Source organism: Streptomyces wuyuanensis (assembly GCF_900103455.1).
Taxonomy (GTDB): Bacteria; Actinomycetota; Actinomycetes; order Streptomycetales; family Streptomycetaceae; genus Streptomyces; species Streptomyces wuyuanensis.
The window spans coordinates 17,468-31,092 of the sequence record NZ_FNHI01000006.1 but is presented as its reverse complement, the minus strand read 5'-3'; the positions used below and the strand labels follow the sequence as shown (position 1 = coordinate 31,092).

The following is a 13,625-nucleotide window of genomic DNA, read 5'->3' as shown; positions in this document are numbered from 1 at the left end:
CGTCGGCATACCCGGTATACATACTCGGTATGTCGATCCGGCACGGGCTCCTCGCCCTCCTCGAACACGGTCCCCGCTACGGTTCCCAGCTCCGCACGGAGTTCGAATCGCGTACGGGCTCGACCTGGCCGCTCAACGTGGGCCAGGTCTACACGACCCTGAACCGGCTGGAGCGCGACGGCATGGTCGTCCAGGACGGCGAGGACGAGGCCGGCCACACGCTCTACGGCATCACCGACGCCGGGCGGGACGAGCTGAGGGCCTGGTTCGAGCGGCCCGTCGACCGGACCAGCCCCGCGCGGGACGAGCTGGCCATCAAGCTCGCCATGGCGGTCGGTGCGCCGGCCGTCGACATCCGCGACGTCATCCAGTCCCAGCGCCGCCACACCGTGAAGGCGATGCAGGACTACACCCGGCTCAAGGCCCAGGCACTGGAACCGGCGCCCGCCGACCGGGACGAGATCGCCTGGCTGCTCGTGCTCGAACAGCTCATCTTCCAGACCGAGGCGGAAGCCCGCTGGCTCGACCACTGCGAGGCCCGGCTCATCCGGCTCTCCGCAGCGGCGGAACAGCGCCCGGAGCCCGCACCCCCACCCGCCCCGGCTCCGGCGCCCGTTCGCGGTCACCGGGGGAGGCCCGGCTGAGTCGTCGCCCCTGCTCTGCAGGGGAGGTGTCCAGCGCCGGCGTCGATCCAGCGGCGTCAACCGGGGTGAGGACCCCGTCGTTCGCCAGGCGGGGCGCGAGCCCTCCGTCCGGCCGTCTCCAAAGGCCCGTCCCGGCATCTCGCCCCGGCGCCTCCCAGGCACCCCGCCTTCCACATCCGCTCAGGTACGCCTCAGGCGTACGCCCAAGGGGGACCCCTCATGTCCGACCAATCCCACCAGCCCCACCAGCCCCAGCAGCCCGTTCTGCAACTACGGAATCTGACCCGGGTGCACGGCAGCGGCGCCACCGAAGTTCACGCGCTGCGCGGTGTCGACCTCGATGTGTTCCCCGGTGAACTCGTCGCCGTCATGGGCCCGTCCGGCTCCGGAAAGTCCACGCTCCTGACGATCGCGGGCGGGCTGGACACACCGACGTCGGGCCAGGTGATCGTCGAGAACACCGACATCACCACCGCCGACCGGAAGACGCTCGCCGCCCTGCGCCGGCGCAGCATCGGGTACGTCTTCCAGGACTACAACCTCATACCGGCGCTCACGGCCGCGGAGAACATCGCGCTGCCGCGCGAACTCGACGGCCACTCGGCCCGCAAGGCCCGGTCCGAGGCCGTTGCGGCCCTCGACGAGATGGGTCTCGGTCATCTCGCCGACCGGTTCCCCGACGAGATGTCCGGCGGCCAGCAGCAGCGCGTGGCGATCGCCCGCGCACTCGTCGGCGACCGCCGCCTGGTACTCGCCGACGAACCGACCGGCGCTCTTGACTCGGAGACTGGCGAGTCCGTCCTCGCGCTGCTGCGCACCCGCTGCGACGCGGGGGCTGCGGGCATCCTCGTCACCCATGAGCCGCGCTTCGCCGCCTGGGCGGACCGGGTCGTCTTCCTGCGCGACGGCTCGGTCGTCGACCAGACCGTGCGCAGCGACGCGGACTCCCTGCTGAGCGGGCAGGCGGCCGAGCGGTGAGGAACTGGTACCACTCCTGGCGCGCAGCGATCCGTATCGCCCGCCGCGACGCCGTCCGCTCCAAGGGGCGCAGTTTCCTCGTCCTGGCGATGATCGCCCTGCCGATCCTCGGGGTGAGCGCCGCCGATCTGACCCTGCGCAGCGCCGAACTCTCCACCGAGCAGTCCCTGGAGCGGACACTCGGCCGCGCCGACGCCCAGGTGAAGGATGCCCACACCGGTGGTGTGCCCATCCACCAGACCCCGGACGGCAACGGTGTCGACCCCGTCGGGGACTTCGAGGACAAGCCCTGGCCCGAGGGCAGCACGGATGTCCGCAAGGCCCTCCCGGCCGGCACGAAGTACCTGGAGGACTCGGCCGGTTCCGGAAAGCTGCGCACCGCGCACGGGCTGCTGAACGCGGAGATCCGGGAGCTCAGGGCGGCCGATCCGATGGCCGAGGGCATCATGACGCCGGTCAGGGGGCGCTTCCCGAAGACCCCCGACGAGGTGGCGGCGACGACCCACTTCCTGGAGTCCAGCGGGCTGAGCGTGGGCTCGAAGCTGGTGGCGCGCGGGCTGGACCACGAGTACACGATCACCGGCTCCTACGAACTGCCGGACTCGCTGAAGAGCGACCAGGTCAACGCGCTCCCCGGCGCGCTGCTGGACCCCCTCGACAAGGCGCTCGCCGCAGACGGGCTGTCGGGCACCGGGAAGTCCACGAGCTACCTGGTCAGTGTTCCGGGCGGTTTCACGTGGAACATGGTCCAGGAGATCAACACCAAGGGCGTCTCGGTGCTGTCGCGCGCCGTGCAGCTCTCCCCGCCGGCCGATGCTGACGTGCCGCTGTACAAGCACAAGGGCTGGGACAGCAGGGACTACGGGCAGAGCACCGCCGCCCAGGCCGCCGCGCTCGCCGCGGTCGGCACGGTCGTCGGTCTGGCCATGCTGGAGATCTGTCTGCTGGCCGGGCCCGCCTTCGCGGTGGGCGCCCGGCGCTCACGCCGCCAGCTGGGGCTGGTCGGCGCCAACGGCGGCGACCGCCGCCATATCCGGGCCATCGTGCTGGCCGGCGGACTGGTGATCGGCCTCGCCTCCGCTGTCGTGGGCACGGTCCTCGGCCTGGTGCTGACCTTCGCGCTGCGCCCCCTGCTGGAGGACTACATCGGTGCGCGCTTCGGCAGCTTCGACATCCGGCCCCTGGAACTGCTCGGCATCGGGCTGCTCGCCGTGGTCACCGGTCTGCTGGCCGCGATCGTCCCGGCCGTGACCGCCTCTCGGCAGACCGTTCTGGCCTCACTCACCGGCCGCCGCGGTATTCGCCGCAGCAACCGGGTACTGCCCGTGCTCGGGCTGGTCGCCGTGGTGCTCGGCGCGGCGATCGCCCTCTACGGGTCGCTGCTAACCGAGAAGTTCATCATCGTCGCGGGCGGCAGCGCCCTCGCGGAGCTCGGCGTGGTCGCCATGACGCCCGCGCTGGTCGGCCTCTTCGGCCGGTCCGGTCGCTGGCTGCCGCTGTCGCCGCGGCTCGCGCTGCGGGACGCCGTGCGCAACCGCGGCCGTACGGCACCGGCGGTGGCCGCCGTGCTCGCCGCGGTCGCCGGGACCGTCGCCGTGGCCACGTACGCCTCCAGCACCGACGCCCAGGCGGAGGCCTCGTACGAAGCGCGGCTGCCGCACGGCGCGGTCTCCATGGTCATCACCGAAGGCGGCGGACGGGACGTTCCGGCGGCCCGCACCATGGTGCAGAAGTACCTGCCCGTGGACGTGCGCGCCGATGTGGACCGGATCGTCGTCGGGAACAAGGGCTGCCCGCCGTACGGCGGCGGCAAGGAGTGCGGCTCCTACGAGATCGTCGTGCCCAAGGCGAACCAGTGCCCGCTGTGGAGCACCTCCGACGGCGAGGATCCCGCGGAGAAGTTCTCCAAGGCTCAGCGCCGGGCACTCGCCAAGGACTGGCGGTGCAAGGAGAGCTCCGGAATGGCCTACACGGAGAGCGGGGTGCTCATCGCCGACGAGAAGCTGCTGAAGGTGCTCGCCGTCGACGATCCCGCCGCCGCGAAGGCCCTGGCGGACGGCAAGGCCGTCTCCTTCGACAAGCGCAACCTCGACACGAGCGGTGCGGTCGGCATCAGGCTGATCACCGACATGGAGGCCGCGAACCGGGCGATCGAGGAGGACAAGGAGGTCCCCGGTGTGGTCAAGTCCTTCCCCGCCCATCAGGCGGCCGACGAGGTCAACGCCTACGGCGTGGCCATGATCCTGCCTCCGGCGGCGGCCAAGGCGTCCGGCCTCACCACCGTCCCGCTCGGTGCGTACTACTCCACGGACCGGGTACCCAGCAGCGAGCAGCGGCAGAAGCTGGAGGGCGAGCTCGACAAAACGGGTGCGAGCATCGATCTGCACATCGAGGAGGGCTACTCCAGCGACAACAGCATCGTCCTGCTCGCCCTGACGGTCTTCGCCGGACTGATCACGATCGGAGCGGCCGGTATCGCCACCGGGCTCGCGCAGGCCGACGCGGAAGCCGACCTCAAGACGCTGGCGGCCGTGGGAGCCCCTCCCCGGGTCCGCCGGACACTGAGCGGATTCCAGTGCGGAGTCATCGCCGCGATGGGCGTACTCCTCGGCTCGGCCGCCGGAGTCCTGCCGGCGATCGGCCTGCGGCTCACCGAGCACCGCCAGGAGCTCAAGTGGTACGAGCAGGCCCTGGACTCCGGCTGGGGCGGGAGCCTGACCCCGCCGGCGTCCACGATCGTCATCCCGTGGGAGACGCTGGCCGCCCTGCTGGTCGCGGTGCCGCTCGGCGCGGCCGTACTGGCGGCACTGGTCACCCGGTCCCGGGGAGCGCTGGCCCGCCGCGAGGCGAGCTGAGCCTCCCTCCGGGACACGCGGTACGAAATCGTGCCCCCGCACCAGGGTGGATCACCTCGGTGCGGGGGCACACCGTGGGGTGAACCACATGTGCGAGAGAATGGACGGCATGGAGATGCCGAGGAATGAACGGTCGCAGGAGAGCCCCCCGGTCCTCATCGTGGGACAGAACGGGATGGCACTCGGCGGCGGTGAAGGTGACGGCGAGGCACGCGAGGTCCCGGTGACGGAGATGGTCGAACAGCCTGCGAAGGTCATGCGGATCGGCAGCATGATCAAGCAGCTGCTGGAGGAAGTGCGGGTGGCACCTCTGGACGAGGCGAGCCGCGTCCGGCTCAAGGAGATCCACGCGAGCTCGGTGAAGGAGCTCGAAGAGGGGCTGGCACCGGAACTGGTCGAGGAACTGGAGCGGCTGTCGCTTCCGTTCACCGACGAGGCCGTTCCCTCGGAGGCCGAGCTGCGCATCGCCCAGGCCCAGCTGGTGGGCTGGCTCGAGGGGCTTTTCCACGGCATCCAGACGGCGCTGTTCGCCCAGCAGATGGCGGCCCGAGCGCAGCTGGAGCAGATGCGCCGTGCCCTTCCCCCGGGCGCCCCCACCGACGACGAGGCCATCCACGGCGGTGCCGCCCGCTCGGGCCCCTACCTCTGAGTTCCCCTCACGCAGAACGGCCCCGCTCCCCTGGTGGAGGGCGGGGCCGTCGACATCGGCACGACGCGGGCCGGCGTGCTTGCCCCCGGGGCCGACCGGGCCGGGCGACTGGGCGCTACCCGGCCTGTGCCACCAGCAGCACCTTGCCCACATGGGCACCGGACTCCAGGATCCGGTGTGCCTCGGCCGCCTCCGGCATCGGCAGCACACGGTCCACCACGGGCTTCACCGCTCCCGCCTCGACGAGCGGCCAGACATGCTCCCGCACCGCCGCGACGATCGCCGCCTTCTCGTGCAGCGGGCGCCCGCGCAGCGATGTCGCGGTCACGGCTCCCCGCTTGCCGAGCAACACCCCGAGGTTCAGCTCGCCCTTCACCCCGCCCTGCAGCCCGATCACGGCCAGACGTCCGTTGGCGGCCAGCGCACGCACGTTCCTGTCCAGGTACTTCGCACCGATGATGTCGAGAATGACATCGGCTCCGGCCCCGTCGGTCGCCTTCCGCAGCTCCTCGACGAAGTCCTGCTCGCGGTAGTCGATCAGGATGTCGGCGCCCAGCTCGGCGCAGCGCGCCAGCTTGTCGGGCCCGCCGGCGGTGACGGCGACGCGTGCACCCACCGCCTTCGCCAGCTGGATGGCCATCGTGCCGATCCCGCTGGCGCCACCGTGCACCAGCAGCGTCTCGCCGGGCCGCAGATGGGCGACCATGAACACGTTCGACCAGACGGTGCACGTGACCTCGGGCAGTGCCGCCGCCGTGACCAGGTCGACGCCCTTGGGGACCGGCAGCAGCTGGCCCGCCGGCACGGCGACCTTCTGCGCGTATCCGCCGCCCGACAGCAGCGCGCACACCTCGTCGCCCACGCTCCATCCGGAGACGCCGTCGCCGATGGCCACGATCCGGCCGGAGCACTCCAGCCCCGGGTACGGGGAGGCACCGGGCGGCGGGTCGTAGAAGCCCTGCCGCTGGAGGACGTCCGCCCGATTGACCGCGCTCGCGGCAACCTCGACGAGGACCTCCCCCCTGCCGGGTTCCGGGTCCGGTGCCTCCGCCCAGACCAGCGCCTCGGGACCACCTGGTTCGGGAATCGTGATCGCATGCATGGCCGCGAGGCTACTCCGGCTTGGCGTTGCCGCTACCCCGCACCGCTCCGGGCCGGGGGTTCGTCGCCCGCACGATGGTGATCACCCGGTCGGTCAGCTGCAGCGGGCTGGCCTCGGGGTCGTCGTAACCGAGCAGCCGGTGCCCGCGGAGCACACTGACCACCAGGTCTTCCGTCTCCCGGACGTTCTTTCCGACCTCGCTCTTTATCACCGGGCGCTCGAGGATGTCGAGCCCGCTGCCCTGCTGGATCAGGTCCTCCATCACCGTGCCCGCGTACGGGCTGAGCACGGACAGTCCGAGGAGCCGGCCCGCCGCACTGGCGCTGGTGATCACCGCGTCGGCGCCGGACTGGCGCAGCAACGGCGCGTTCTCCTCCTCGCGGACCGCGGCCACGATCTTCGCGCCGCGGTTGAGCTGCCGCGCGGTGAGCGCGACCAGGACCGCGGTGTCGTCGCGCTGGGTGGCGATGATGATCTGCCGTGCCCGCTGCACCTCGGCGCGGAGGAGCACATCGCTCCGGGTCGCGTCCCCGAGGACGCCGGTGAAGCCGTCCGCGTTCGCGGCCTCGATCACCTTGGAGCTCGGGTCGACAACGACGACCTGCGCCTTCTGCAGGCCCGTGGCGCAGAGGGTCAGCAGCGCGGAACGCCCCTTCGTGCCGAAGCCGATGACGACAGTGTGGTCACGCAAGGTGGACCTCCAACGCTTCAACCGCCACTCGTCCCGGGTCCGCTCCGTGAGGACCTCGAGGGTGGTACCGACCAGGATGATCAGGAACAGCACACGCAGCGGCGTCACCAGCAGCACATTGGCCAGGCGCGCACCGTCGCTTTGCGGAACGATGTCGCCGTAGCCCGTGGTGGAGAGGGTCACGGTGGAGTAGTAGACGACGTCGAGGAAATCGACCTTCTCGTCCGCGTTGTCGTAGTAGCCGTCGCGGTCCAGCCAGACGATGAAGACCGTCAGCACGAGGACGAACAGGGCCATCAACAGCCGCTTGGTGACCTGCACCAGCGGTCTCTCGACGGTCTGCTTGGGCAGATGAACCCTGGAGACGGCCAGCTGTTCGTCCGCTTGCCGGGCCATGGCGTCCTGGCCGGGAAGTTTCACGTGAAACACCCTTCGGAACTCGGTGGCCAGGGCAGATCGAGGACCTCCAGCTCGTCGCCGGGCCGCCCTCCCCCCGGAGGCACGACGGCGAGTCCGTGCGCGGCGGCGATACCGCGCAGCATGGCCGGACCGCGATAGTGCAGCGGTACGACCGCGTCGCCGCGGTGCACCACCGGAACCAGCCGGGTGTCCTGCGGATGACCATGGACCTCGTCCCTCAGGGACGCGCGGTACGGGGCCGGGGTTGCCTGTCCGGACCGCAGGCGCAGCAAGGGCTCTGCGAGGGTCAGCAGCCCGGAGACCGCGGCGAGCGGATTGCCGGGCAGTCCCACCAGATGCCGGCCCGGAGCGAGCCTGGCCAGGAGCATCGGATGCCCGGGCCGTACGGCGACGCCGTCGACCAGCAACTCGGCGCCCACCTTGCGGAGCATGGGGTGGACATGGTCGACCGGTCCCGCGGCCGTACCGCCCGTGGTGACGACGAGGTCGGCATCGGATTCGGCCACCGCCCGCCGCAGTGCCTCGGCGTCGTCACCGACCCTGCGGGTGCCGGTCACCTCGGCTCCGAGAGCCCGCAGCCAGGGGCTGATCATCGGCCCGAGCGCGTCACGGATCAGCCCGTCGTGGGGCAGCCCCTCGGTGAGCAGCTCGTCGCCCAGGACGAGCACCTCCACCTTCGGACGGACCACCGTGTGCAGTTCGTCGTAGCCGGCGGCCGCCGCAAGACCGAGTACGGCGGGGGTCACCAGTGTTCCGGCGGGCAGGAGTTGGTCGCCGGACCGGCACTCCTGTCCACGGGGCCTGATGTCCTGACCGTGGATCACCTGGCGCCGTGCGTGCAGATGGCCACCGCCGTCGGTCCGGGCGTGCTCGCTGCGGATCACCGCGGTGGCGCCGGGCGGGACACGGGCACCGGTGGCGATCCGTACGGCCGTGCCGTCCACGAGGATCTCGGCCTCACCCTGTCCGGCGAGGATGCCGTTGTCGCCGGACACCACCGTCCACGGACCGGGGCCGGCGACCGCCCAGCCGTCCATGGCGGAGGTGTCGAACGGCGGCAGATCGATGAACGCGGTGAGCGGGGTGGCGAGCACCCGGCCCAGCGAGGCGGCGAGGGGGTCGCGATGGGTACGCAGTACACCCGCCCGTCCGGCGCGCGACGCCACGGCCCGGGCCTCGTCCCAGGGCGTGCCGCGATGCCCGCTGTGCTGACCGTCCTGCCCCGGAGCGGGTGCCTGCCGACCCCGGGGAGAGAGGGCCGACCGCCTGCCCACCAGCGCGAGAGCGTCCTCGACACCGTCATCGCCGTCCGCCGCCGGGGCGACGACGCGGTCACCGTCTCTGCCATGGGGTACGGGACCGGGCGCGGGTTCATCGCCGTCGCCCCGCCCGGTGGCGCCCGCAGCTCCGAGATCATGGTCCTGTGCGGTCATCGGCTACCGGCCTCGTCGCTCCGGTCCGAGCCGCTCCGGCCGTCCTGTCCGTCCGTCCCGGGCTTGCCTGCCGCCGCCTCGTCGGCCTCGGCGGCCCATCGCTCGGCGAGCGCCGCGGCCTTGCGGGCGGCCTCGGCGACCGCCTGGGTGCCGTCCCCTCCCGCCCTGGCCGCGGCATAGCCGACGAGGAAGGTGGTCAGCGGCGCCGCGGGCCGGGCGACGCCATGGGCGGCGTCCCGGGCGAGGTCGAGGAGCAGGCCCGTGTCCACCTCGAGGTCGATGCCGAGTTCGTCCTTGACTGCGGTGATCCATTCATCCAGCACGTTCCCATGCTCCCTGATCCTGGCCCGGGCCGTGACGATGTCCTCCCAGGTGTCGCAGTCGTACGCGGCCAGTCGTGCGGCCGCCACCCGGTCGAGATCGAGTTCGCGCGTGAGCAGACGCAGCGGCAGCCCTGCGAGGCCGCCGTGCTCGGCGGCGATCAGTGCCAGTTCACGATGGAGCGGTTCCGCACGGTACGCCGCGACGAGCGGCTGGTCGCGTCCGTCGGCGTCGACGAGGAGCGCACCCTCCCGGCCGCCGGAATCCAGGGCTTCGAGCAGCCGCCGGACGGTCCCCTCGTCGAGGAAGGGGAGATCCGCGGAGAGCACCACGACGGTGGGCGCTCCCGACTCGCGGAGCCCCGCGTGGAGCGCGGCGAGCGGTCCGCCCCCGGGCGGGGTCTCACGCGTCCAGGTCACCGGGCGCGCGGTGGGCCTCCGCCCGCCGACGACGATCGTCCGGCCGGCGCCCCGGCTCGCCGTCAGCACCCGGTCGAGCAGCGTCCGGCCGCCGACGCTCACTCCCGGCTTGTCCGCCCCGCCGAGCCGCTTGGCGGCACCTCCGGCGAGCACGATGGCGTCGTAATCCGCTTCCGCATCGGCAGTCACCCCAGAAGTATGGGCCGTGACCGCCGATGCGGAACCCGCCGGCCCCGCCGATACGGGTTTCCGGCGCTACCGGGGGATCACAGGGTGCGGAGCAGTACCGCGGGCTGCTCCACGCAGTCCGCCACGTACCGGAGGAAACCGCCGGCCGTGCCGCCGTCGCACACCCGGTGGTCGAACGTGAGGGAGAGCTGGACGACCTGCCGGACGGCGAGCTGTCCCTCGTGCACCCACGGCTTGGGCACGATGCGGCCGACCCCCAGCATGGCCGCTTCCGGGTGGTTGATGATCGGCGTGGAGCCGTCGACCCCGAACACCCCGTAGTTGTTCAGCGTGAACGTGCCGCCGGTGAGGTCCGCCGGGGTGAGGGTGCCCTGGCGGGCCTTGTCGGTGAGCCGCGCGAACTCCTCGGTGAGCGACTCCGCAGTGCGGTCCTGGGCGTCACGGACGACCGGGACCACCAGACCCCGGTCGGTCTGGGCCGCGAAGCCGAGATGGACCTCGGGCAGCCGCACGATCTCCCTCGCCTCCAGGTCAACCGTGGAGTTGAGCTCGGGATGACGGGCGAGCGCCGCCGTGCAGATACGGGCCAGCAGGGCGAGCAGCGAGACCTTCGGTCCGCCCGCGGCGTTCATGGCCTTGCGGGCGGCCATGAGTTCGGTGGCGTCCGCGTCGACCCAGCAGGTCGCGTCCGGGATCTCGCGGCGGCTGCGGGACAGCTTGTCCGCCACGGCGCCGCGCACCCCGCGCAGCGGGATCCGCTCACCGCCGGCCGCGCGGCGGGCGGTGGCCGGCACCGCTGCGGGTTCGGTCACGGCAAGGGGGGCCTGCACGGGCGGCTCCGCCGCGACGTGCTGCTCGGCCGCGCCGGCACGTGCCCGTACGGCGTGCTCCACATCCACGCGCAGGATCAGGCCGTCAGGACCGGATCCCCGCAGCGCCCGCAGATCGACCCCGTTGTCCCGGGCCAGACGGCGGACCAGCGGCGAGATGACCGCGACAGGACCGTCGTGGGCTCGGACGGTTTCGAGGACGACGTCGCCCTGGGCGGGGGTGCCGCGCGGGGCGTCGGGCGCCGGGCTCTCCACCGCGCTGTCCCACACCGGTTCGCGCCCGGCGGCGGATGCCCCGGGTACCGGTCCGCCGGCCGACCCGACGGGCTCCGGACCGCTTGCGGCAGATGTGCCGCCCGGGGCCGGGGGCCTGCCGCCCGACAGCGACGACGGGCGGATCCTCCGGCGGCGTGCCGCCGGAGCACCCGTCCCGTAGCCCACGAGGACATTGCCGGAGGATTCCTCGACCTGGCTCTCGGCGGGACCGGAGGTCCCGGCGGAGCCGCCGGGGACGGGCTCCGTCGCGCCCACCGCGACGGTGAGCAGGGGAGCCCCGACGGGAAGCTCCGCCCCTTCGTCGCCGAAGCGCGCGGTGACCACACCCGCGTACGGGCAGGGCACCTCGACCATCGCCTTGGCCGTCTCGACCTCGACGACCGGCTGGTCGATGGCGACGACATCGCCCACGTCCACCAGCCAGCGGACGATCTCCGCCTCCGTCAGGCCCTCACCGAGGTCCGGCAGCCTGAATTCGAGCACCTGGGCCATCAGCTCTCCGCCTCCCACTGCAGCCGTGCCACGGCGTCCAGTACCCGGTCCACACCCGGCAGATGGTGACGCTCCAGCATCGGCGGCGGATAGGGAATGTCGAAACCGGCCACCCTCAGCACAGGGGCCTCGAGGTGGTGGAAACAGCGCTCGGTCACCCGTGCGGCGATCTCGCCGCCCGGACCGCCGAAGCTCGTCGACTCGTGGACGACGACGGCCCGGCCCGTGCGGCGTACGGAGGCGCACACGGTCTCGTCGTCGAAGGGCACGAGCGAACGCAGATCCACGACCTCCAGGTCCCATCCTTCGGCCTCGGCGGCCGCGGCCGCCTCCATGCAGACCGGAACGGAGGGTCCGTAGGTGATGAGCGTGGCGCTGCGCCCCTCGCGGCGCACCACCGCGCGGCCGATGGGTTCGACGGCCGCCGGGGCGTCCGGCGACCAGTCGGCCTTCGACCAGTAAAGCCGCTTCGGCTCCAGGAAGACCACGGGGTCGTCGGAGGCAATGGCCTCCCGCAGGAGTCCGTACGCGTCCTCGACCGTCGCCGGCGTGACGACATGGAGCCCCGGAGTCGCCATGTAGTACGCCTCGGAGGAGTCGCTGTGGTGCTCGACGCCTCCGATTCCTCCGCCGTAGGGCACCCGCACGGTGATCGGCATCGGCATCGACCCGCGCGTCCTGTTGCGCATCCGGGACACATGGCTGATCAACTGCTCGAACGCCGGGTAGGCGAAGGCGTCGAACTGCATCTCGACGACGGGACGCAGCCCGTACATCGCCATGCCGACCGCCGTCCCGAGGATGCCCGCCTCGGCCAGCGGAGTGTCCGTGCACCGGTCCTCGCCGAATTCCTTGGCGAGGCCGTCCGTGACCCGGAAGACCCCGCCGAGCGTGCCGACGTCCTCACCCATGACGTGGACGGTCGGGTCCTCGGCCATGGCGTCGCGCATCGCCCGCTGAAGGGCCTGCGCCATCGTGGCGGGCTTGGCCTGCCGTGCGGTTGCCGTGCTCATCGTGCGTCACCCTCCGCGCCCTGGGCGCCCTCTCCGCTCTCGGCGTCCAGCTCGGCCCGCAGCTGCGCGGCCTGCTCCCGCAGCTGACTGGTCTGCTCGGCGTAGACGTGCTCGAACAGGTCCATCGGGTTCAGCACGGGATCCGCGTTCATCCGCTCCCTCAGCTGCGCGGCCATCGTCTCGGCGGCCTCGGCGGCCGACCGCACTCCGTCCTCGTCGAGCAGTCCTCGGCCCGTCAGCTCCGTCTCCATCAGCCGGATCGGGTCGTGCTCGCGCCAGGCCTCGACCTCGCTGTCGCCCCGGTACCGGGTGGCGTCGTCGGCATTGGTATGCGCGTCGATGCGGTAGGTGATCGCCTCGACGAGGGTCGGGCCGCCGCCCCGGCGGGCCCGTGCGACGGCTTCGCCGAGCACTTCGTGCACCGCGGCCACGTCGTTCCCGTCGACGAGCCTGCCGGGCATTCCGTATCCCACCGCCTTGTGCGCGAGGGAGGGCGCCGCGGTCTGCTTGGAGAGCGGCACCGAGATCGCGAAGCCGTTGTTCTGCACCAGGAAGACGACCGGTGCCTGCCAGACGGCGGCGAAGTTGAGCGCCTCGTGGAAGTCGCCCTCGCTGGTGCCGCCGTCGCCGACCATCGCGAGCGCCACCACGTCGTCGCCCTTGAGGCGCGCGGCGTGGGCCAGCCCCACGGCGTGGGGGAGCTGGGTGGCGAGCGGGGTGGACAGCGGCGCGATGCGGTGCTCGTACGGGTCGTAGCCGGTGTGCCAGTCACCGCGCAGCAGCGTGAGTGCCTGCGCGGGGTCGAGCCCGCGGGCGACGGCGGCGAGGGTGTCCCGGTAGCTGGGGAACAGCCAGTCGCGCTCCTCCAGGGCGAGGGCGGCGGCGACCTCGCAGGCCTCCTGGCCGGTGCTCGACGGGTAGACGGCGAGCCTGCCCTGCTTGGTGAGGGCGGTCGCCTGCGCGTTGTACCTGCGGCCGCGGACCAGCTCCGCGTACAGCCGCAGAAGCAGCTCGGGGTCGGCACCGGCCGCGGCGTCGGTGCCGAGGACCCGGTACGGCTCCGGGTCGGGAAGCAGCGGCGCAGGGTCGGTGCGCGGCTTCCAGGCGGGCGGCGGGGTGGGCCGGTAGGCCGCACCCGGCCGCTCCTGGACCGTCATGCTGCTCTTCTTCAACGCGAGCACCTCCTCGTGGGAGCGGGCATAAGGACCCATGAAGGGCGCGGAGTGTGAGGCGCCTCACCTACCGATTGTTCGGTCGTTGGCGCATTTTGGCTACAGGCACCTTCAGCCTGTGGACAAACGGTTCTCCACAGC

General features: G+C 72.1%; 11 protein-coding genes. 4 read left to right on the top strand and 7 right to left on the bottom strand.

The window, feature by feature from the left end:
* Positions 1–29: 29 nt before the first annotated feature.
* From BLT82_RS10775 to BLT82_RS10760, 4 genes are all read left to right on the top strand, one after another.
* Positions 30–644, top strand: coding sequence for a PadR family transcriptional regulator (locus BLT82_RS10775; RefSeq protein ID WP_093653689.1), 615 nt, complete (start codon positions 30–32; stop codon positions 642–644).
* Between the two features lie 219 nt (positions 645–863).
* Complete coding sequence (locus tag BLT82_RS10770) at positions 864–1,622, top strand: ABC transporter ATP-binding protein (protein ID WP_093653688.1); 759 nt, start codon at positions 864–866, stop codon at positions 1,620–1,622.
* A complete protein-coding gene (locus BLT82_RS10765; protein WP_093653687.1) occupies positions 1,619–4,477 on the top strand; it encodes an ABC transporter permease in 2,859 nt (952 codons plus the stop codon). The genes BLT82_RS10770 and BLT82_RS10765 overlap by 4 nt, the downstream gene beginning before the upstream one ends.
* Positions 4,478–4,586: 109 nt before the next feature.
* Complete coding sequence (locus BLT82_RS10760) at positions 4,587–5,126, top strand: bacterial proteasome activator family protein (protein ID WP_093653908.1); 540 nt, start codon at positions 4,587–4,589, stop codon at positions 5,124–5,126.
* A 115-nt stretch (positions 5,127–5,241) separates the two neighbouring features.
* Here BLT82_RS10760 and BLT82_RS10755 read toward each other — a convergent pair whose 3' ends face one another.
* The 7 genes from BLT82_RS10755 to pdhA all read right to left on the bottom strand — a co-directional run bounded on the left by BLT82_RS10755 (position 5,242) and on the right by pdhA (position 13,469).
* Complete coding sequence (locus tag BLT82_RS10755) at positions 5,242–6,228, bottom strand: NAD(P)H-quinone oxidoreductase (RefSeq protein WP_093653686.1); 987 nt, start codon at positions 6,226–6,228, stop codon at positions 5,242–5,244.
* A gap of 10 nt (positions 6,229–6,238) precedes the next feature.
* Positions 6,239–7,315 (bottom strand): potassium channel family protein, encoded by a 1,077-nt coding sequence (locus BLT82_RS10750; protein WP_093653685.1) that lies wholly within the window; start codon positions 7,313–7,315, stop codon positions 6,239–6,241.
* Positions 7,316–7,335: 20 nt separating this feature from the next.
* Positions 7,336–8,772, bottom strand: a complete 1,437-nt coding sequence (locus BLT82_RS10745; RefSeq protein WP_093653684.1) for a molybdopterin molybdotransferase MoeA — start codon at positions 8,770–8,772, stop codon at positions 7,336–7,338.
* A complete protein-coding gene (locus BLT82_RS10740; protein ID WP_093653683.1) occupies positions 8,769–9,701 on the bottom strand; it encodes an NTP transferase domain-containing protein in 933 nt (310 codons plus the stop codon). The genes BLT82_RS10745 and BLT82_RS10740 overlap by 4 nt, the downstream gene beginning before the upstream one ends.
* Before the next feature lie 77 nt (positions 9,702–9,778).
* Positions 9,779–11,299 (bottom strand): dihydrolipoamide acetyltransferase family protein, encoded by a 1,521-nt coding sequence (locus tag BLT82_RS10735; protein WP_093653682.1) that lies wholly within the window; start codon positions 11,297–11,299, stop codon positions 9,779–9,781.
* The gene (locus tag BLT82_RS10730; RefSeq protein ID WP_093653681.1) at positions 11,299–12,312 is read right to left on the bottom strand and encodes an alpha-ketoacid dehydrogenase subunit beta; all 1,014 of its coding nucleotides are present in this window, start codon (positions 12,310–12,312) and stop codon (positions 11,299–11,301) included. Before BLT82_RS10730 ends, BLT82_RS10735 begins: the two co-directional genes overlap by 1 nt.
* Entirely contained in the window at positions 12,309–13,469 is a 1,161-nt protein-coding gene (gene pdhA, locus BLT82_RS10725) for a pyruvate dehydrogenase (acetyl-transferring) E1 component subunit alpha (RefSeq protein WP_093653907.1), read from the bottom strand. Before pdhA ends, BLT82_RS10730 begins: the two co-directional genes overlap by 4 nt.
* Positions 13,470–13,625 lie beyond the last annotated feature (156 nt).

What these genes read in the sequence shown, in the direction of transcription:
- BLT82_RS10745 (WP_093653684.1), bottom strand. Translation starts at nt 8,772, where the DNA reads ATGACCGCACAGGACCATGATCTCGGAGCTGCGGGCGCCACCGGGCGG.
- BLT82_RS10730 (WP_093653681.1), bottom strand. Translation starts at nt 12,312, where the DNA reads ATGAGCACGGCAACCGCACGGCAGGCCAAGCCCGCCACGATGGCGCAG.
- BLT82_RS10770 (WP_093653688.1), top strand. Translation starts at nt 864, where the DNA reads ATGTCCGACCAATCCCACCAGCCCCACCAGCCCCAGCAGCCCGTTCTG.
- BLT82_RS10750 (WP_093653685.1), bottom strand. Translation starts at nt 7,315, where the DNA reads ATGGCCCGGCAAGCGGACGAACAGCTGGCCGTCTCCAGGGTTCATCTG.
- BLT82_RS10775 (WP_093653689.1), top strand. Translation starts at nt 30, where the DNA reads ATGTCGATCCGGCACGGGCTCCTCGCCCTCCTCGAACACGGTCCCCGC.
- BLT82_RS10735 (WP_093653682.1), bottom strand. Translation starts at nt 11,299, where the DNA reads ATGGCCCAGGTGCTCGAATTCAGGCTGCCGGACCTCGGTGAGGGCCTG.
- pdhA (WP_093653907.1), bottom strand. Translation starts at nt 13,469, where the DNA reads ATGACGGTCCAGGAGCGGCCGGGTGCGGCCTACCGGCCCACCCCGCCG.
- BLT82_RS10755 (WP_093653686.1), bottom strand. Translation starts at nt 6,228, where the DNA reads ATGCATGCGATCACGATTCCCGAACCAGGTGGTCCCGAGGCGCTGGTC.
- BLT82_RS10760 (WP_093653908.1), top strand. Translation starts at nt 4,587, where the DNA reads ATGGAGATGCCGAGGAATGAACGGTCGCAGGAGAGCCCCCCGGTCCTC.